Source organism: Bifidobacterium polysaccharolyticum, assembly GCF_016101585.1.
Taxonomy (GTDB): domain Bacteria; phylum Actinomycetota; class Actinomycetes; order Actinomycetales; family Bifidobacteriaceae; genus Bombiscardovia; species Bombiscardovia polysaccharolytica.
In genome coordinates this window covers 546,343-565,222 of record NZ_JACFQG010000002.1, presented here as the reverse complement: position 1 = coordinate 565,222, position 18,880 = coordinate 546,343, and the positions used below count along the sequence as shown (strand labels likewise).

Below are 18,880 nucleotides of genomic sequence, written 5' to 3'. Positions count from 1 at the left end.
CATATGGTGGTAACGGTCTTAGAAATGCAGCTATTTTCGATTCTGGCAGTGTGAATAATCCTGCTGGATACGACGAGACTGTATAACCCTGTTGTGGTCTGTGGCTTTGGCCGACTGGGCGTGGAAGGTGAATGTGAGGAGTTGAAATGGCTGTTGTGGACGATGAGCTGAACGATAGTCCCCTCTTAAGGCAGGTGCTCGGCGATGCTCTGGTACCCATGCAGCGCTTTCATGAAAAGCTCTTGCGCGAGGGTGTGGAGAGGGGCATCATTGGCCCTCGCGATGAAGACATTATTTGGGAGCGGCACATACTCAATTCAGCGGCTATTGTGCCTTTCGTGCGAGAGCGATTGAGCACTGACAGCCAGACGGCAACGGTGGTGGATATAGGTTCCGGTGGGGGCTTCCCAGGCATTGTACTGGCTGCCTGCCTTCCGCAGTGCAATGTTGTTCTTGTCGAGCCAATGGAGCGGCGTGTGACCTGGTTGCAAGAAGTGGTTGATGAGTTGCACCTGGCTAATGCTGTTGTGATTCGCAAGCGTGCAGAGGATCTGGTTCCACAATCCTCTAAGGCTTCGATCCGGCACAACAAAAAAGGTACACAAAGCCGCCGTCATGGTCGTCGTCGAATACAGAAACAGTCTGTTTCGGCTTACGTCCGTGGTGGTTCTTTAACCTCGACCGAAGCCAGGAATGCTGACAGCCAACAAGATGTAAATGACCATGACTCTTCGAAGGTGACGGGTGGTGTGGGTCTAGCAGACGTCCAATCTAATCTTTCAATTCCGCAGACTTTTGATGTTGTGACGTGCCGAGCTGTAGCCCCTATGACTAAGCTCGCCGGATGGACCCTGCCGCTTTTAAGATCGAGAGGTCAGCTTATTGCCCTTAAGGGTCGTTCGGCACAAGCTGAGCTGGATAAGGCTGCCAAAGAGATAAAAAAATGTCATGGAGAGAATCCACGGGTTTGCCTAGCTCCAGTCGCACCTGGCCTTGAGGATACCCACGTAGTTCTTGTGGATAAACACTAAAGTACTACACTGATATGACCTTATTTAATGACTTTGATGCCTGAGATGCTGCTCAATCTAAAGACAAGAATAGGCTAGGTAAGATAATCAATTATCAGTAATCAACACAGAGCGTTATCAAATACCTGATTAGAGATAATCGATTAAGCTCTATCAGATCTAAGTAGGCCTTTTCCAGACAGCGGCTTAGCCGATATTCATTCGAGGTGAATGGAGTATTAGATTAAGAGGAAAGCAAGCACGCTTGTGATTTTTATTGTCTGACTCGTGTATGCTTTCACCTCAAACATTCGTAGTAATTTTGATACTTTAGTTTGAAACAACGCCGTAGACAACAGTCAGAACTGGCTATATACAAATAGATTATTTAAAATAAAGGTATTATATATTTTGAATGTAACGCACATCAAAGTACCTCTTTGGGTTTGTTGCGCAGGAGGTTTCATTGTATCCTGGTGTTGCCGTCCAAGTAATATTGGAATGATTGTATGATGCCCTATATCTGAGTTGGATATACTGACATCTCTTTCTATTCTTGCATTAAGAGTCTCGGGAGATGCTCTACTTTTGTTGCTGGGGGATCTATGTGTTTACCTACGTCCTTAACTAGACAGTCGAAGTTATGCACCTCTTGTTGTACTCATTTATGTGTTTCTCTTACTCCCAGGGAGTTTATTGTGTCTATCCTTTATCTCGATCTTCTCCGCCTTCTAAACTGTTCGGTTTCCTCTCCTTCCTTAGAAATATCGATGGGGTTATCCTGATTCTTGCAAATGTATGAAGATTACATGAGTTATCGATTAAACAGCATAGATTATGTCTCTAAAATAATCCGAAATGGCGAGAATTCCTCTGATGTGGGAGTTGGATGACAACCGAACTGAGCTATAAGAGAGCAGTTCACCGTCTTCAGATGTGTCCACTAAAGAATGTTTCACGTGAAACATTGAAAAAGGATTTTTTTAACCCAAAACAAGTAAACTAGGCTTCATTGGTTCCAGCTGTAACTCATCTAGATGACTCAGCACACTGTTATGAGTATGTTCTACAAGAACGTCCTTCAGTAACGACTACATTTAGGGCGTCTCAACATATAGCAATATTCGAGGGTGTGCTTCCGGTGGATGATCGCTATGTAGAGATAGATCGTAATGTTTCACGTGAAACAATTAACGCAGAATGAAATAATCAGGATTAGGTTTATGAAAGCACAAACGAGAGGATATCGAAATATTTTCTGTGTCTTTTTTAGTAAAAGTTGTTAAAGGTCTTGCTTCTTAGCTACGTCTCCTTCAATCATAATTTTGCGGAGTAGACTAGAGTCTTCATAGACATAATGAAGTCTTTTGTTTAACAGCACTCAAAACCACTTAAAATTAGCATTTAGTTCTGTTTTCTTGATTCAGCAGCCTTTATTGGAGGTAGATGGATAGATTCTGCAAATAAAAGACAAAACTGAGTTAGCCGACTGTGTTAGAAGACAAATAAACGGGGTAATAATACTGCTCAGGCAGTATAGATGTTTCACGTGAAACCTCCCTCTTGCTGTACGTTTGTATAAGGCTTGTCATCCGAAGGATTTATTTTGGTATTACAGCGGTGTTTATAGCGGCTATCGTACAGATGGATAAGATCATTGAATATAACCATGAATAATGTTGCTTGGTTTGACGAGTTAATAGATTTATAGATTTGTTGCTAATAAGTTATGCACAATTTGGACCTGACCTTCGAATTATCCACATCGTCGTTTGAAGACGCTGGCCTGGGGTGGGAAGTGCCAGACTTGTCAATAATTACAAGGCAAATCTAATAATCTTGGGTAAGGGCCAGCCGCTGTGGCTCCGTTGGATCTATCCACACTTATCCACAGTTATGAACAGTGACCGTGTATAACTTTCAGCTGTTCTGACATGTCCAACTAGGACGGGAAAATTGAATGGTTATCAAAAGGAGGAAGGTTCGTGACCGCATCGAAGAAGGTGAAACCCGTTTCGGGGAATACCCCGGATATCGGTGAGAAGCCCACGCCAACCGCATCAGGTATGGAGTCGACAACGGATATTCTCAATAGAATATTCGCTGAGGGGACTGGTTCGGTGTCTGGTGCGGAGATGGCAGATCTTTCTGCGCGCTATCAGGCCTTACATCAGGCTGAATTTCCTCACCCTTCAAAAACGCGCTTCATTGCCGTTGCAAATCAAAAAGGCGGGGTAGGGAAAACCACGACCACTGTAAATTTGGCATGTGCTTTTGCTGAATTCGACGAACGTGTGTTGGTAATCGATATGGATCCACAAGGCAACGCTTCTACTGCATTGGGTGTAGCTCATGAATCCGGGACGCCGTCAACATACGACGTGCTCGAGGGTCGTCTTGGGATTGACGACGTTAAGGTAGTATCCCCTCAATTCCCCAACCTTGAGGTTGTCCCATCTTCTATTGACCTCAGTGGTGCTGAGCTGGAAGTTGCGGATATGCCCAACCGCAATCAGCTCATGAAGAAAGCGGTTGCCGACTATCTTAAAATCTGCCACCAGCATTATGACTATGTTCTCGTTGATTGCCCTCCTAGTCTCGGATTATTAGTTCTGAATGCCATGTGTTCGGTCAATGAGGTATTGATCCCAGTGCAAGCTGAATACTATGCTCTTGAAGGACTGCAACAATTACTGCATACCATAGGACTTGTTCAGCAAAGCTATAATCCTTATCTCGTAATCTCAACCATGTTGTTGACCATGTATGACAGGCGAACGCTGCTCAGCAAAGAAGTGTTTGATCAAGTCAAGGAACATTATCCAGAGATAGTGCTTAATACGACCATCCCGCGTTCTGTCAAAATCTCTGAGGCTCCCAGCTTCCGGCAAAGCGTTGTCACCTACGACCCTAAAGGAGCTGGCGCTATTGCTTACGAAGAGGCGGCGTTAGAAATCGCCCAGAGATCCGAGCAAGTGTTGGAACATATTGCCAATAGAAGACAGGGGGAGTGAGGACATGACAAGCCGTTCACGGTTAGGCAAGGGCTTGGGGGCTCTATTTCCCGCCCTGCCAGGTGAAGATGACGAAACCAATGCTGACAATGGCCGTCAACAAGATAACAAAGTACCGAATTCCGGCAACAAGCAGCCCACCCTTCAGGGCTTGGGTGCTGAATCGGACGGACGACTTCGCAAAGATATAGATGCCTCAGAAGAAGACGGAGCCAAAAGAGAACGCAGTTCTACGCATTCGGGGAGTACAAGCTCTCAACTAGCGGCTTCGGCAAAGTCTTCTGGGAACGGTCGTAAACGTTCCAACAAGGGACAAAAGCGTGTCAGCATTTCCGAGTCTCTTAATGAGGATGTTTCACGTGAAACATCCACTTCGAAGAGAACTACCAAGCGTCGGTCAGTTCCGTCCATCAGCAGCCTGGAACACCCAAGTGATCTATTCTTTGGTCCTACGACGACAAATGTTTCACGTGAAACATTGCCGATGATGGGATCGAGTAAGGCTGTCGATCATCGGACAAAAGAGACTCAGCAAAGCGTCAACCGTGCACCTATTGTTGGCAATGCTACTGAGCCGAATAAGACGGAGAGCAATAGCCAAGAGGAGCTGAAACCCGTTCAAGGCGGGTACTTGGCTGAAGTGCGTGTGGACGATATTAGGCCCAATGCTCAGCAACCGCGACAAATCTTCGATGAAGACGAACTGTTGGAGCTTTCACGCTCCATCAAAGAAGTTGGCGTATTGCAGCCCATAGTGGTGCGAAGATCAACTCTTATAGACCGTCCAGGAACAATCAAAAATAAGACAACCTCAGTTGGCGGCGCGGAAAGCAAATCCGGAGCAATTGGCGCTAAGACCGGTGAGGAACAATCGAGTCAGCTTTCAAATCAGAGGGAAGCGGGTCTACAGCAAACAACCCATTATGAGATCATAATGGGTGAGCGTCGTTGGCGTGCGACTCGATTGGCTGGTCTGGATACCATACCTGCAATTGTGAAAACAACGAGCGACGACACCATGTTGCGTGATGCTTTGCTCGAGAATCTCCATAGAGTGGCTCTTAATCCGTTGGAAGAAGCAGCCGCTTATCAGCAAATGATTGATGAGTTCGGCTTGACTCAGGACGGTTTGTCTAAGTCAATCTCTAAGTCCAGGCCACAGATCACGAACACACTTCGCTTGTTAAAATTGCCCCCTAGTGTGCAGAAAAAAGTAAGCTCAGGTGTGTTGTCAGCTGGGCATGCTCGCGCCTTGCTTACTTTGCCGGATGAAAAGTCTATGACTACTCTGGCAGACAAGATCATTGCTGAAGGTCTGTCGGTAAGATCTACTGAGGAACTTGTCGCCTTGCAGACTGGACAGACGAAGAAGAAAGCAAAGAAGCCTAGGGTAAACGCCTGGGCTGACAGTCCTGTACGCCAGGATCTGGAAAGCCACTTTGATACCAAGGTGGCCATCAAGGGCACTAAAAAGCACGGGAAAATAGAAATCGTGTTTTCTTCGCCTGAAGACATGGACCGCATTGTTGCCATTCTCTTGGAAAAGAATCAATCTGCAAGTAATGACAGTCATTCTGGCGATAAAGGCTGGGTTTGATCCCATTCTGGAAGTGGGACCTCAGGGTTTGCTCATCCGAACCTTGCCGTAAAGTGAGCGATTGCTTCATAGCCCGATCAAGTTTGGTATGAGCTGATGAGCAATCGCTGAAATTACCTTAAGGACAGAATGATTGGGAAGGCCAGAATGATTGGGTGTCCAAGGTATGTCCGATTCGCTGACCAGATATATCTGTGCGTAAAGTTTGATAAATAGCATGAAGCTGGCAAACAGTCGGCCGGCAAAGAATTGGATTGCGAATCGCTAGAGCCTGGTCACCCAGGTCATTTTGTCGGGGAACTGTATCTGGTCGGATTGGTCTCTCGCCTTCATAGTTGTCAGTAGTGTGATAGGTATATTCAATCGTAAGGTATCCAGTTAGTCGTTGGTGACAGGCCACTTAGTCGGCCATGATGGAACTTCTGTTTTTGTGTTTGTCATTTGGTAGGTAATAAGCCCTCGCTTCTGTGCGGCTTTTCACTGAAGTTGGTCTTAGTCATTGAGGTGGGGTGACAAATTCGTGCAGCGTAACTCTGGGAATTCTAGCTGTGCGTTAGAGGGGAGGGAGGCTCTGTTGCGGAAAGTTACGTCAGTGGGAAGTAACTTGCGTCAGCAGAGGATGATTTAAGAAGCTGTAGGGTAGGAAATGTTCTTGTTGAGTAGGGTGTCCGCTGGCAGTCAATGGAGAAATAAAAGCAAACTAAGTAGGCAGCTGCGCATAATCGATAAACGAAGTGCCTGGCAATCGTAAACTGCCAGGCACGTGAATTCATGTTTGTGGGGGTGCGTATCGAGTTCTATCGGTTATCCAAACTCGTAAGATATTCCTGAGCATCTAAAGCAGCACGACAACCCATGCCGGCCGCAGAGATGGCCTGTCGATAGATCTTGTCGGTGACATCACCAGCGGCAAAGACTCCAGGTGCAGAAGTCTTCGTTGACCCACCTTCGACCAGGATATAGCCGTCCTGATCCAGATCAACTTGGCCATTAAGGAAAGCGGTCTGAGGGGTGAATCCAATGGCGACAAAGACTCCATTAGCTGGAATAGTGGATTGCTGGTCAGTGGCTGTATTGCGGACATCCAAAGAGGTTACGCCGCTATCGTCGCCGTTGATTCGTGTAACGACCGAATCAAGAAGGAAGTTGATTTTGTCATTGGCCTTAGCACGGTCCACCATGATTTTTGAAGCGCGGAAGCCTTGGCGACGGTGGATCAGTGTAACAGACGAACCAAAGCGGGTCAGGAAGTCCGCGTCACCCATGGCAGAGTCGCCTCCACCAACGACTACAATGGGCTTGTCCTTGAAGAAGAAGCCGTCGCATGTGGCGCAGTAGGATACCCCTCGTCCTGAAAACTCGCGCTCGCCAGGGATTTCCAATTTACGATATTGCGAGCCAGTGGTGATGACGACGACTCGAGCTTGATATTCCTCGCCGCCATCGGTGGTGATCCGCTTGACGTCTCCGCTCAAGTCAACTGAGACAACATCATCATATTCAATTTGAGCACCAAAATGTTCGGCCTGATCGCGCATCTGATCCATCAGATCGGGGCCGAGTACTGCTTTGGGGAATCCAGGGAAGTTCTCTACTTCCGTCGTGTTCATAAGCTGACCGCCGGGCGTTAGGGCTCCTGCAATAACGAGTGGAGCATATCCAGCCCTGCCAAGATAAATGGCGGCGGTGTAACCTGCGGGTCCGGACCCTATAACAATCGCATCATGAACAGTTTGCTTCATAACGCTACTGTATCCATTCAGGATGACCGAGTCACATGCGGTGGGCGAAAAGGTCGCGTGTTATCTCACAGTAAGCTCGGTTCTGACACCGGCAGGCTATTCTTGAATCATGGAGAAAACTGTGATAGTCGCCATCCTAACCAATCTTGGGACGATTCTGGTGCTGATCTGGTTTATGCTCCGAGTTGACCGTTTGCTGCGGGAGCATCCCAGCCATCAAACAGATGATAAGAGCGGGGATGACAGCTGGCATAGCTGGCGTTTTTGGAACCCACCAAGCCCTGATGACAATGACGACGAGTTGGATGCTGATTCTCTGACTACAGACAAAAGCCTTGGGGCCGATGAAGATATGACTGCTGGGAGTAGCGAACGATATTCATCATCAATTCAAGAAGAACCTGTTGAAAGTTCTTGGCGCGCATCGGACAAGAACAAGGAAAGCAAAAAAGACAAGTAGGGAATATCTAGCTAGCTAGGTCGTAGACGATTCAATATCGGTGGGTACGGTTTCAATTGTTTGTTCGGTCTTACGAAAGTATGGTCTTTCAATAAGGACGGATGCGCCTGTACATATGTATCCACTGACCTGCAAGGTATCTATTGGCTTTTAATGGGCTTAGGACGGCCGCGGGGGAGCGAGCCGGTCGTAAGCGATATGACTCGATCGATGAATTCGGATAGGAAGATCGTGTTCGCAGCGATGAGGACGAACGAATCGAGGTAAATGAATAGATGCAGCAATGCCGGTGACGGCATTGCGATTTACCGGCGCTGACTCAGTTCTCGTTCGAGGTTCTTGATGGCATAGTAGCGATAGCTCGCTTTTCGAAGATGGAAAAGCAGTGATGCCTACAACTATATGTAATCAAGTCTGCTTGATAAACATCTTGGGTAAAACCATCTTGTGTTGACTGATCTAGACCCTGTAGCGTCGCAATACCGTGAAGGCTGTCTTCGCTGTTTTCTGACTCATATCTTTATTAGATTCGCACTTTTAACGGGCAACATTCGTAGCCGGGCATAAGTGTTGTATCGTGTGGGACTCTCGCAGGAGTCGACGAAGTAAGTTGATCACCACAGAATGTTTCACGTGAAACATTCGATACCGACCACGATTGCATGCATGGATGTGGAGCGAGACAGCCGTCTATTGTGAGTTGAATCTTGGAGAGTGACTAGCCATTCTGACATCGGCCATTTATTGGATTGCATCTCTTCTGCGAGTCAGCATAAGCCGACAATGTAAAAACAGGGACCTGATTAAACAAATCCTTCAATCGAAGTCGGCTTCAATGTTGGTTTCAATGTTGGTTCGAATGTTGGCTTTGGCGGAATAGTAGGGGGGGGGGATAGGAGAGCAAAGGAGAAGCTGGGAGTCGAGATTAGCAAATAGGGGGAGAGGAAATAACTGACGATGAATGGTGGATGATGAATGGTGAATAACAGGTATTTGGCTCCAGAGAAGAATGATGCTGAGAATAATGAACGCAGAATAGAACATCGGGTTTAATGATTACAAACTGTTAGTTCGCGCTGTGTGTAGCGTGCTCGTCTTACGCACTATTTGCTCTGGCTGTGTTTGCAAACTACGTATATTACAAGTCCGCATGATGCATATTGCGCAATTTGCACGCTAGGCATCATGCGGACTTCACTCATGCTTGCCGAATGGTAGGCAGAACCAGGCAGGCTTTGAGGTTTCAGTCGGTTCGTTTTTGATCCAAAACCGATTGGACCAATGCAGTGTATAGCTCTGGCAGGTTGTAGCCTGCAGCCAGGGCTGATTGCGGCAAAAGCGAAGTGTCTGTCATGCCGGGCGCCACGTTGGACTCCAGGAATTGCGGCTGACCCTGGGCATCGACGATGAAGTCGGTGCGTGAGATATCGCGGAGTCCCAAAGCCCGGTGGGCGGTCAATGCAGCATCGCTCACAGCCTGTGTGGTTTTGGCATCCAGTCGGGCCGGAACATAAAACTCCGTCGGACCGGGGGTGGAGCGAGCCTCGAAGTCGTAGGTACCTGAGGGAGTCCAGATTTCGAGCGGAGGCAGAACCAGGGGGTGTCCGTCAAACTCGAGGATGGAGACGGAGACTTCAGTGCCCGTTACAGCCTGCTCGATCAGGGCCACATCACCGTAGGCAAAGCAGTTGATCAACGCCTGAGTGAGCTGACTCTGTTCAGTTACCATGGTGCAACCCATGGCTGAGCCGCCCATGGTGGGCTTGATGAAGAGCGGGAGTCCCAGCGAACCTAGAAGCATGTCGATAACGGGTTCGACTCCCAGCTCGCGGAACATGGATTCGGGCAGCGTCACGGAATGTGGCGTCTGCAATCCGGCCATGCGGACAACGTTCTTGGCGATGGGTTTGCTCCAAGCGGTCCGGGAGGCCTTGGCTCGGGATCCGATGTAAGGCAATTCAGCCATCTCCAAGACATCACGGATGGAGCCGTCTTCGCCGTTGGCGCCGTGCAGCAAAGGCCAGACCAGATCAGGGCGGGTCGATTCGTCGGTCAGGTATGGCAGGAGCGAGCCGTCCATGTCGTGGACGTGGACCGTCCATCCGGCCTCCTCCAGGAATCCTTGGACTCGATGGCCCGAGCTTATGGAGACATCGCGCTCATGGCTGAGGCCGCCGCAGATAACCAAAAGCGACTTATCGGCACGCTTGGTGGCCTTGCTCGCCAGAGATAGGACATCGTCCATGGTGACCGGCGTGGCCTCGCGGATGGAGCGATGCGAGGTTCGCCTGGCTCTTTTGACCACTTCGCCTGTAGCCGTGGACGCAGTGTTGGCCGAGCTGGCGGCTGTGGTCGTCGTTGCGCTCGCGGTTGTCTTGGCCTTGCCGACTGCCGGGGTTTTGCCGCCGGTCTGTTGCCGTGGTGTCTTGCTGTGCTTGGCCGCCATGATTCAGCCCCTTTCCTTGCCGCTGTCGGGCTCGAACAGCCGGACGGTGGCGAGTTCATTCTCGATGACCGTGGACAGTCTGCGTATTCCCTCTCGGATCCGATCGGGAGTGGGGTAACAGAAGGACAAGCGCATATGGTCCGCGCCCTCCCCGTTATCGTAGAATGCTGTGCCCGACACGTAAGCCACCTTGGCGGTGATTGCCCTGGGCAGCATCTCCTTGGCGTTGAGCCCCTGGGGTATCTTCAGCCAGATGTAGAAGCCGCCCTTGGGCTTGAGCCATGAACAGTAGGGCAGGTATTCCTTCAAAGCCTCGTCCATGGCATCGCAACGTTCCTTGTACATCCCCCGGTAATCGTTGATCTGCGATTTCCAGTCGAAGTTGTCCAGATAGGTGGTGATGGTCATCTGGCTCATGTTGGAAGGACAAAGGATGGCTGACTCATTGGCCAGAACCAGCTTCTGTCTGATTCCAGGAGGTGCAACCATCCAGGCCACGCGCATGCCCGGAGCGATGATCTTGGAGAAGCTGCTCAGATAAACAATGCCCTCGGAGTCGTAAGAGCGCAGGGCCGGATAAGTTTGGCCGTTGAAGGCCAACAGTCCATAAGGATTGTCCTCCACGATGAGCACGTGGTATTTTCGGGCGATCTCGATGACTTGTGGACGCCGCTCGACGCTCATGGTGGCGCCGGCTGGGTTATGGAAGTTGGGCACAGTGTAGAGGAACTTGACCGCCTTGCCCTGGCGGCGCTGCTCCAGAATGGTCTCCTCCAGAGCCTCGGGAATCAGTCCGTCTCCGTCCATGGCCACATTGACCACATCGACCTGGAAAGATTGGAAGACACCCAAGGCACCTACATAGTTGGGTGCCTCAGCCAGTACCACATCGCCGGGGTCGCACATGATCCTGGTAATCAGGTCCAGTCCCGACTGGGAACCGTTGACGATAACCACATCATCCGGCTGGACGTCCTTGATGCCTTCCAGCTCCATAATGGGCAGCACGTCTTCGCGCAGATGGGGATCGCCCTGTGCTGACCCATACTGCCAGGCCACCTGGCCCTTGCTCCGTAGCATGTCGCCAAGCTGATCGGCCAACTTATCGAAAGGCATCCGGCCCAGGTAGGGCATGCCGCCGGCCAGGGAGACCACCTCGGGCCGATTGGCCACGGCGAAGAGGGCGCGAATCTCGGAGGCGCGCATCTGCTCGGCTCGTGTTGCATAGGAGCTATACCAAGGATCGTTCTTGATGACCTTGGACGCGATATTGGGATCATCCGCCATAACTGACTTCCGCCTTCCTGCCGCCGTTGTCTAAGGAAACTGTATTACCTGCGGACGCTATGTAGGAGGAAAAATCCAACACATTACCATTTCGGTACACCCATAGTATCGGCATACGGATGGGTAGGCAGCCATGTCTGGCTGATTGGGTCCATGGGGCTTGCAGGCAATTGCGGTCGACGAGTGGTCTGTGGGTCGACGTCGGGATGATTCGCATTTGTTGCCGTCGACCCATAGTCATGCTCAGAAAGCCTGAACGGAAGTGAAGCGCAGGGTGTTTCCTGGCATGCCATCCATGGGGACCCAGACGACCAGGTCCTGAGTCGTCACCGGTTCTCGCAGGGTGACCTGGGTGGTTCCGGAGGCATCGAAGCTGAAGTCGGCCAGCGGCTGTCCTTGGTTGGGCTGAGCCGCCGTGGAATTCGCATAGATCTGGGCATGGCCACCGCTCTGAGGCGCGACGATGGTCAGGCGAGAGACCTCTTCCGGCTGGGTCAGATGCATATACCATCCATAGCCCTGCAGGCCGGCGGGTTTGTTGAGGAAGAGCTGGCGGCTAATCGGATAGGCCGTGGTGTTCTTGGGCTTGGGCGGATCGGGAACCTTGCCCGCCTTTTTGTCAGCGTGGCTGACCTTGTCGTTCCTAGCATCAGTGCCGGACTGAGCTTGGTCATCGCCGTTGTCATTGCCGGAGGGGGTTGCTTCTTCACTCTCATTGGTCTTGCCTGGGAAGGGCACGTTGGACATGACCGGCCAGCCGCCCTCACTTTTGCCGACTCTGGATCGGGACCCGGTAATGGTCGAGAGAGCCCAGACCAGGGCCACCACAACGATTACCGCCGCTATGGCAATAACCACTGAGCGAGTCGTGAAGCGGCCGAACAGGCGGGTGTTAGCCATATCGGCCTCATCGTCCAGATCATTATCCTGCTCATCGTCGGGAAGAACCGAGTAAGTCACCGGAGCGGGCATGGAGTGGATTTCAGGCGTGAAGCTGGGGGGCAGCGGCTCCATAACTGTGGTTTTCTGCTCCTCCTCATCGAAATCGTGGTTCTTAAAGGACCGGTTCGCTTGGCTGGACGCTTTGCTAGGTGCCTTGGTCTTGTCAGCAGCGGCGGAAGGGGAGTGTGCATTCCGGGCCGCAGATTCTCCTGCGACAATAGGCTCTGCAGCCGCAGCTCCTGCTTGGCGCGCACGCGAATCGACGTTGCCCTGTGGTGCGCTCAGGTTGGAGGTTGCCTTGGCTTGGCTGTTGCCGGACTTGTGGAAGTCCCACTGGGAGAAGCCTCGCTCCACGGGATTGTCGGCAGTCACGCCGTTGCCGCTGAGAGTCTCGGAGGGCTTACGCTGATCACTTTTGACGGTCGGCACCCGTCCGGTCACAGCTTTGGACTCTTCCTCATTCATGGCTGTGGGTCTGGTTGCCGTCGCCCTGAGTGCGCTCACATCCATGGCTGCGGTCTTGCGGGAGGAGCTGTTCAGCGAGCGCAGCCGCTGGCGCTCGTCAAAGAGCGAGAAGAGGTCGGTATCCGTATCCTCTGGATTGAGCATTTCAATCTCGCTGCGACCGGGAAAGAGCAGTTGGTTGGTCTTCCAGTGCGGCTCATGGTGAGATACGGTCTGCGCGGCAGGCAGGGCCGAGGAGGTCAGCCCTGCGGGAAGCGGGAGTACATTCTTGGGATCCACCGGGCGCAGGGCCACAGCTTCGATGGAGGCACGGCCGTCCATCTCAGGCCAAATCAGATCGCTGTCGGTCAGCTCCTCTGGCGGGACCCAGGGGCTGAGCAGGGCCGAGAGCTCTGCCAATGTGACCAGCGGAACCGGCACGGCTCCCTGCTCATTAGCCAGGCCCAGCCCGCGCATGCAGATGATTTTGAACTCTTCCGGGGTCTGCTTGGGCAGCTCCTGCAGACTAGGCTGTCGTCCGTCCTGATTAGCCCGTCTGGTCAGCATGGCATAGAGCACGCCGGCCAGCTCGTGTATGGCATACTCCTCGTCCGTCAGTCCCATCTCAGTCGAGACCGACGGGTGCTCGAGCATGGGCGATATAGGTGCATCGGCCAGGGTGATCGAGGCTGGTGCCAGCCTGATGGTGCTCGTGGAGACCGCATAGTCGACCATGCCGGCGGCATGCAGGGTGCGCATGGCCTCGGTGACCTCTCCCATGATGGTGCCGATGGCCCGGTCGCTGAGCGTTCCCCCAGCGGGTCCGTGCATGTAGTCCCTCAAGGACATGCCGGCATCGGGGGCGGTGACGATCAGGGAGACCTTGTCACGAGTGTGCAGCTGGTAGACCGGGGTGAAGCGGCGGTCCTTGTTCAGCGCCAGGCTGGAAGCGTTGACGTTGATCCGGTCCATGCAGGTGGAATCCCCGGCGATAAAGAGCTGGCAGTCCCTTTCCAGGACCTTGTCCTTGGCCCGCCAGGCGCTCAGACCGTTCGCGCGGCGGAGCAGGGTGACCAGGGTATATCTGCCGAGGATGGTGTCTCCGATATGCGCGTTCATGGTTGCCGAGCTCTCATCAGAAGTGGGGCGTCGCCTGTAGTCGGCGACACCGTGGTGGACCTTGCTGTTCCTAGGTACAATCCTAACGGGTTGCTGGGCCGGAGGGGCCGGTGGGGGTCCGGCTATCGCGGATTCTCCATCAGCGTCGGACTCACGGGCCTCTTCGAAGTTCTCCAGTGCTGCGTCCATGCCGGGCAGAGCGGAGTCAGGGGAGGAGGAGTGCACCACCCTGACCGAGCGGTCGGCCAGCCGGGAGGGTCGTCCCTGCAGAGCGTCCATGCTGCGGACGGGGTGCCGGGCTGTCCTGCCTAGTCGACGGGCCAGGTCGATCAGGAGTTGGGTGAATTCCTCAGTGCGCAGGGCTACCAGGGTCACGACATAGATGACCGCCGTCAGCAGGGTGATGACCACGCAGATGAAGAGTGCCTGCACCCAGCTCATGTGGCCCTGTCGGCCCTGAATCCAGGCGCCGACTAGGTGGGTCACCGGGGTCTTGACTGTCAGGGCTGCTGCCAGGGCCAATCCCGCAGCCAGGAAAGCCTTGGCGTAAGTGGTCAGAATCCGCCGCTCGTCCAGATTCCCCTGGAAGGGGCTGCGCAGCATGTGAGTCAGGGCAGGGAAACTGAGGATGCTGCTCAGGGACAGGCTCAGGCCTACCAGCGCTGCCCAGTAGCGGGGAGGGAACAAGCGTATGGATACCAGAACCAGTGCTACCTGGATGGTGTTGGAGACGGCTGCGAAGATGAAAGGATGCCGCCCATCCTCAAAGGCGTAGAAGGTGCGCTGAATGAGCAGGAAGGCGCTTGAGGGGACCAGCCCCAGGGACAGGGTTATCAGCGGTCCTGAGATAAGGACAGACTCATGGACGCTTACCGAGGGCAGCAGGGCTCGTGTGATGGGCACTGGAATTGCCAACAGGACTGCGGCGAAGAAGAACATGACCAGTCCGACGTTGCGCAGGGCTTGGCTCAGATCATTGCGGGCATCCCCAATGCGGCCGTCCGAAACCGCTTTGGACAGCTTGGGGAAGAGGGCCGTGCTGACCGAGACGGCTACCAGGGAATAGGGCAGGATGAAGATGGTGTAGGCGTTCTGATAGGAGCCGTTGCCAGCGATGTCAAACGGGTTGCCTTCAAGGGGCGCGCCGTTGTTGATGCGGGCATTGACCACGTTGGCCAGCTGGTCGACGATGACCACGCACATGCTCCATGCCGCTACCGACCCCATGGATCGCAGGCCTATTCCACGCAGACCCCAGCGAGGGCGATAGCGGAAGCCGCTCATGATCAGGGGGATGAAGAGGACCAGTGCCTGGAAGGCCACGCCCAGGGTCCAGGCTCCAGCGGTCAAGGCCACCTTACCGTCGTCCCAGAAGCCGACCGGCTGATTGCGGGCGTTGCTGAACAGGAAGATGAAGACCAGGAAGCCCAGGCAGCTGATAACGTTGGCGCCCACCGAGCTCCAGGCGTATGCAGTGAACCGGCCCTTGGCGGCCAGGATCTGACCCAGGACCGTGTAGAGCCCATAGAAGAACACTTGCGGCATGCACCAGAGGGTGAAGGAGTTGGCCAGGGCACGCTGGGCCGGGTTCCATTTGGAGTTCAGATAGATGGTGGTCAGCACCGGGGTGCCCAGCATCAGCAGCAGGGTCAACAGGGCCAGGAGGACCATGGCGACCGTGATCAGCTTATTCAGCCGGTCTGCTGCGTCCCGCTCCTTGAGGGTGCGTACGATCTGCGGGACCAGTACGGCGTTGAAGATGCCGCCCGAGATCAGGGTGAACATGACCTGAGGAATCATGGCGCCGGTCTGGTAGGCGTCGGCCGCGATTCCGGTGGTGCCTATGGCGGCCGCCAGCAGGATGGTGCGGATCTGTCCGGTCACACGGGAGGCCGCGGTGCCGGTGGCCATGATGGCGGAATTGCGCCCTACGGAACTCATTCGTCCGGATCCTTCGTACGGTGGAACTGCCGCCAGAGTCCCAGGAGTCCCAGAAGCACGGCGATGACAATAATGATCAGGCCGCTCATGTCGCTCAGCCGTAGATTGCTGGTGATCTGGGCCCGGCGCACCTGGCCGAAGGGTCGGCCCTGGCGATCCAGCAGACCGATATCCACATTGGCTCTGCCGGCTGTTGCCACTCTGACCTTGAAGGTCACCTGGGCTTCTGATCGGGCGGGAATGACCACCTCCGCCATACGCGAGGTGACGATCTCCATGGAGTCGGTTCGCGCGCTGATGCGGGCGTGGACAGGGTAGGGATGGCTGTTGCTGACGGTCACTGGCATGGAGGCCGTCTCGCTGACGACGTTCAGAGATTCGCTGGGCGTGATGCTGACACCATCCAGGAGTCGGCGGGACATGGCCTCGGCCTGATCGGCCAAACCGGCGGCGGCTGTGGTTCCGCCCAGTGACTTCAGAGCCAGGTCGTCATGGGCGGCGGTCAGCTGGCTCAGCCATTGATGTGGATCCTTGGGCTGGCGGGCGGTGGTGTCGGCATCCTGGCGGGCCAGGGCCTGGCTGTCGGTCTTGCCTGCCGTGGCGCTGGCAGTGGGTTGGGAATCCTGCTTGCCGTCAGCCAGGATGGTGGTAGCGAACCGGTCGATCTCAGCCCGGCTGGCGATCAGGGAGTCCAGGGTGCCTGTCGGTCCATCGCCATGTTTGGCGCTGCCCTTGGTGCTGTCGAGCTCCAGGGCCTTGAGCAGACCCGACGACCCGCCGGTGAAGTCGGGTGCCTGCATCAGGTTGTCCATGGACTTCAGGCTGATCCATGGGGCATGCTCCAATTCGGTCATGATCTGGTCCGCCTGCTGGGTGTCTTCATCGGTATCGAAGCAGACCAGAAGGGAACGTTCGGCGTAGGGCTGTTCCATCTGATAGAAGGCGCTCTGGGCTATGAAGCGGGCCGTTTGCCCGGCCTGGGTCTGCTCCCCGGTGGCACGCGTGGAGCTGGGGTGGCCCCTGGCCAGGTTGCTGAGCTCGCGCTGGGCCGATAGGACGGTTACCTTTCCGGCTTTGGTTTCGATGGTGTACTTGCCCGTGTGGGCGGAGGTGCCGGCATCGACCTCGAAGCCCTGGGGGGCGATGACCGTCTGATAGCCGGCACGGCGGGCGGCGGTGATGGACTCCATGGTCCACTCCTGTCTGCCCTGCCAGGCATATGTGTCAGGCGCGCTGTCGGCATAGAGTTTGGCCGAGGCCTTGGCGCTCCAGGATCCGGGCGTGACCCCAGCCTGGGCATAGCGGTCCTGATTTTGGGAGGCATACCCAGTGATGTCGAAGTCGGCCGGCTGAATCAGCCCCTGGATCTGGGGACGATTGGCGAAGGCGGACAGATAGACCGGATCGCCCAGGGCCTGCAGGGACCCGTGCTTGGCCAGCAGCTGGCTCTGATCCCCCTGGCGGCGGGCCCCTTGGCGGGTCAGTGTCACGCTCCGGTTTTTATCGTTGCCCGAACCTGACTGGGTCATCAGCGCCGTCATGGCCTTGTCGTCAATGTTCCAGTCCGAGGAGGTCAGCGGCATGACCATGGTCAGGGCCAGGGCGGGGGTGCCTGCGGTAGGCAGGCCGTCCCAGGTCCGGGTCAGAAAGGTGAACACGTCGCCCAGGACCTGGTCCTGATCGTCGCTCAGGGAGAGCCGGACAGGTTTGGGCCCCCAGCTGGTCATCTTCTTGATCGAGCCTTGATCAGCCGGCACATTGACTGCAACCTCGACGCTCTGCCCTGCCGGTATTGTCGGTACGGTCTGCGTACCCAGCACGTCCGGTGTGGGGATGCGAGCGTGGCCTTCGGACCAGGCCTGCATGTCGGCCCGGGAGCTGAAGGAGTAAAGGGCGCTGGTGGACACGCTCAGATGGGCATTCTCCATGGGCTGGTTGGCGGTGTTGGTCACCGCGGCGCGCAGAGTGTAGCCGGACTTGTCGGTCACCACTGGCGTCGACCAGCGCAGGGCCACCTCGGCAGAGCTCTGATGATTGGTGGCAGCCAAGGCTGGTGCCGGATGCCAAGGAGCCATCACCAGGGTCAGCAGAAGGACGATCGTTAGCAGGATTCGAGCCCACCGGGTCCACCGATTGAAGGCATGAGTGTGCTGGCTGGTGCGCCCGCTCGGGCGCAGGGGGGTCTGGATCATGGCTGTTTTTTGTACTTCCTCGCGTAGAGCCAGGCTATTTTACGCTCATTGGGGTAACTGAGCACCGAGGTCAGATCGGAGAAGTCCACCCAGATGGCATCTTCGGCCTCATGATCGGGGTCGCCTTCCACACTCAGGGAGCCGCCGATCATCCGCAGGACAAAATGATGGACCAACTTGTGGACCCGTTGGTTGGTTCCGGTGAACCAGTAGTCGATGGTGGCGATGGAATCGGTTACCCGGCCCAGTATCCCAGTCTCTTCGTGAACCTCGCGCACCGCCGTCTGCTCGGGTGTTTCCCCCTTCTCGATATGGCCCTTGGGCAGGCACCATTCCAGGTGGCCTGAGCGGGAGTGCCGGGCGATGATGGCCACCCGGTCATGCCGGTCGAAGATCAGTCCGCCCGCCGAATACTCGCGCACCACGGGCAGTTCCTGGGCATCCAGGGAGGCAAAGGTCGAAGGTCCTGGTGCCTGCTTATGCCGGGGCATGAGAGCAGGCGTGGGAGCGTCATCCTCTGCCTGTATGTGCTCGCGGACCTGCGGATCCAGACGTTCGCTTACGGTTTCCACAAGATGGTCCCGCCTCTGCTGGCCGCGGGCATGGGTGTCCGCAGAGTTGGCGCTATGTGCAAGCATGCGCGCCATGTCTGCGGGCGTAATCATACTCCAACTTTACGTAAGGTA

General features: G+C 54.6%; 10 protein-coding genes. 4 read left to right on the top strand and 6 right to left on the bottom strand.

Translation table 11 applies throughout. The features are described 5' to 3' along the window. Positions 1 to 146: 146 nt before the first annotated feature. The 3 genes from H3T90_RS05480 (at position 147) to H3T90_RS05470 (ending at position 5,621) form a co-directional block, all read left to right on the top strand. Entirely contained in the window at positions 147 to 1,031 is an 885-nt protein-coding gene (locus tag H3T90_RS05480) for a 16S rRNA (guanine(527)-N(7))-methyltransferase RsmG (RefSeq protein ID WP_198229841.1), read from the top strand. 2,045 nt (positions 1,032 to 3,076) lie between these two features. Then, positions 3,077 to 4,024, top strand: coding sequence for a ParA family protein (locus H3T90_RS05475; RefSeq protein WP_046323942.1), 948 nt, complete (start codon positions 3,077 to 3,079; stop codon positions 4,022 to 4,024). A 4-nt stretch (positions 4,025 to 4,028) separates the two neighbouring features. Then, the gene (locus H3T90_RS05470; protein ID WP_198229840.1) at positions 4,029 to 5,621 is read left to right on the top strand and encodes a ParB/RepB/Spo0J family partition protein; all 1,593 of its coding nucleotides are present in this window, start codon (positions 4,029 to 4,031) and stop codon (positions 5,619 to 5,621) included. Between the two features lie 797 nt (positions 5,622 to 6,418). On the opposite strand, the gene trxB is transcribed toward H3T90_RS05470, so the two are convergent. Then, entirely contained in the window at positions 6,419 to 7,363 is a 945-nt protein-coding gene (gene trxB, locus H3T90_RS05465) for a thioredoxin-disulfide reductase (RefSeq protein WP_121912782.1), read from the bottom strand. 109 nt (positions 7,364 to 7,472) lie between these two features. Between trxB and H3T90_RS05460 the strand changes: the two genes are divergently transcribed. Then, complete coding sequence (locus H3T90_RS05460; protein WP_198229839.1) at positions 7,473 to 7,823, top strand: hypothetical protein; 351 nt, start codon at positions 7,473 to 7,475, stop codon at positions 7,821 to 7,823. Between the two features lie 1,243 nt (positions 7,824 to 9,066). Here the strand turns inward: H3T90_RS05460 and H3T90_RS05455 are convergent. From H3T90_RS05455 to H3T90_RS05435, 5 genes are all read right to left on the bottom strand, one after another. Beyond that, a complete protein-coding gene (locus H3T90_RS05455; protein ID WP_198229838.1) occupies positions 9,067 to 10,269 on the bottom strand; it encodes a D-alanine--D-alanine ligase family protein in 1,203 nt (400 codons plus the stop codon). Between the two features lie 3 nt (positions 10,270 to 10,272). Beyond that, positions 10,273 to 11,556 (bottom strand): aminotransferase-like domain-containing protein, encoded by a 1,284-nt coding sequence (locus tag H3T90_RS05450; RefSeq protein WP_198229837.1) that lies wholly within the window; start codon positions 11,554 to 11,556, stop codon positions 10,273 to 10,275. A 243-nt stretch (positions 11,557 to 11,799) separates the two neighbouring features. Next, on the bottom strand, positions 11,800 to 16,002 hold the full coding sequence (locus tag H3T90_RS05445) for a murein biosynthesis integral membrane protein MurJ (RefSeq protein WP_198229836.1): 4,203 nt from the start codon (positions 16,000 to 16,002) through the stop codon (positions 11,800 to 11,802). Continuing rightward, the gene (locus H3T90_RS05440; RefSeq protein WP_198229835.1) at positions 15,999 to 18,194 is read right to left on the bottom strand and encodes a DUF6049 family protein; all 2,196 of its coding nucleotides are present in this window, start codon (positions 18,192 to 18,194) and stop codon (positions 15,999 to 16,001) included. The genes H3T90_RS05445 and H3T90_RS05440 overlap by 4 nt, the downstream gene beginning before the upstream one ends. Continuing rightward, on the bottom strand, positions 18,191 to 18,832 hold the full coding sequence (locus H3T90_RS05435) for an NUDIX hydrolase (protein ID WP_390895323.1): 642 nt from the start codon (positions 18,830 to 18,832) through the stop codon (positions 18,191 to 18,193). The genes H3T90_RS05440 and H3T90_RS05435 overlap by 4 nt, the downstream gene beginning before the upstream one ends. Positions 18,833 to 18,880: the final 48 nt, after the last annotated feature.

Excerpts from the sequence above, each read along its gene's own strand:
- H3T90_RS05480 (WP_198229841.1), top strand. The coding sequence starts at position 147 with ATGGCTGTTGTGGACGATGAGCTGAACGATAGTCCCCTCTTAAGGCAG.
- H3T90_RS05475 (WP_046323942.1), top strand. The coding sequence starts at position 3,077 with ATGGAGTCGACAACGGATATTCTCAATAGAATATTCGCTGAGGGGACT.
- H3T90_RS05470 (WP_198229840.1), top strand. The coding sequence starts at position 4,029 with ATGACAAGCCGTTCACGGTTAGGCAAGGGCTTGGGGGCTCTATTTCCC.
- trxB (WP_121912782.1), bottom strand. The coding sequence starts at position 7,363 with ATGAAGCAAACTGTTCATGATGCGATTGTTATAGGGTCCGGACCCGCA.
- H3T90_RS05460 (WP_198229839.1), top strand. The coding sequence starts at position 7,473 with ATGGAGAAAACTGTGATAGTCGCCATCCTAACCAATCTTGGGACGATT.
- H3T90_RS05455 (WP_198229838.1), bottom strand. The coding sequence starts at position 10,269 with ATGGCGGCCAAGCACAGCAAGACACCACGGCAACAGACCGGCGGCAAA.
- H3T90_RS05450 (WP_198229837.1), bottom strand. The coding sequence starts at position 11,556 with ATGGCGGATGATCCCAATATCGCGTCCAAGGTCATCAAGAACGATCCT.
- H3T90_RS05445 (WP_198229836.1), bottom strand. The coding sequence starts at position 16,002 with ATGAGTTCCGTAGGGCGCAATTCCGCCATCATGGCCACCGGCACCGCG.
- H3T90_RS05440 (WP_198229835.1), bottom strand. The coding sequence starts at position 18,194 with ATGATCCAGACCCCCCTGCGCCCGAGCGGGCGCACCAGCCAGCACACT.
- H3T90_RS05435 (WP_390895323.1), bottom strand. The coding sequence starts at position 18,832 with ATGCTTGCACATAGCGCCAACTCTGCGGACACCCATGCCCGCGGCCAG.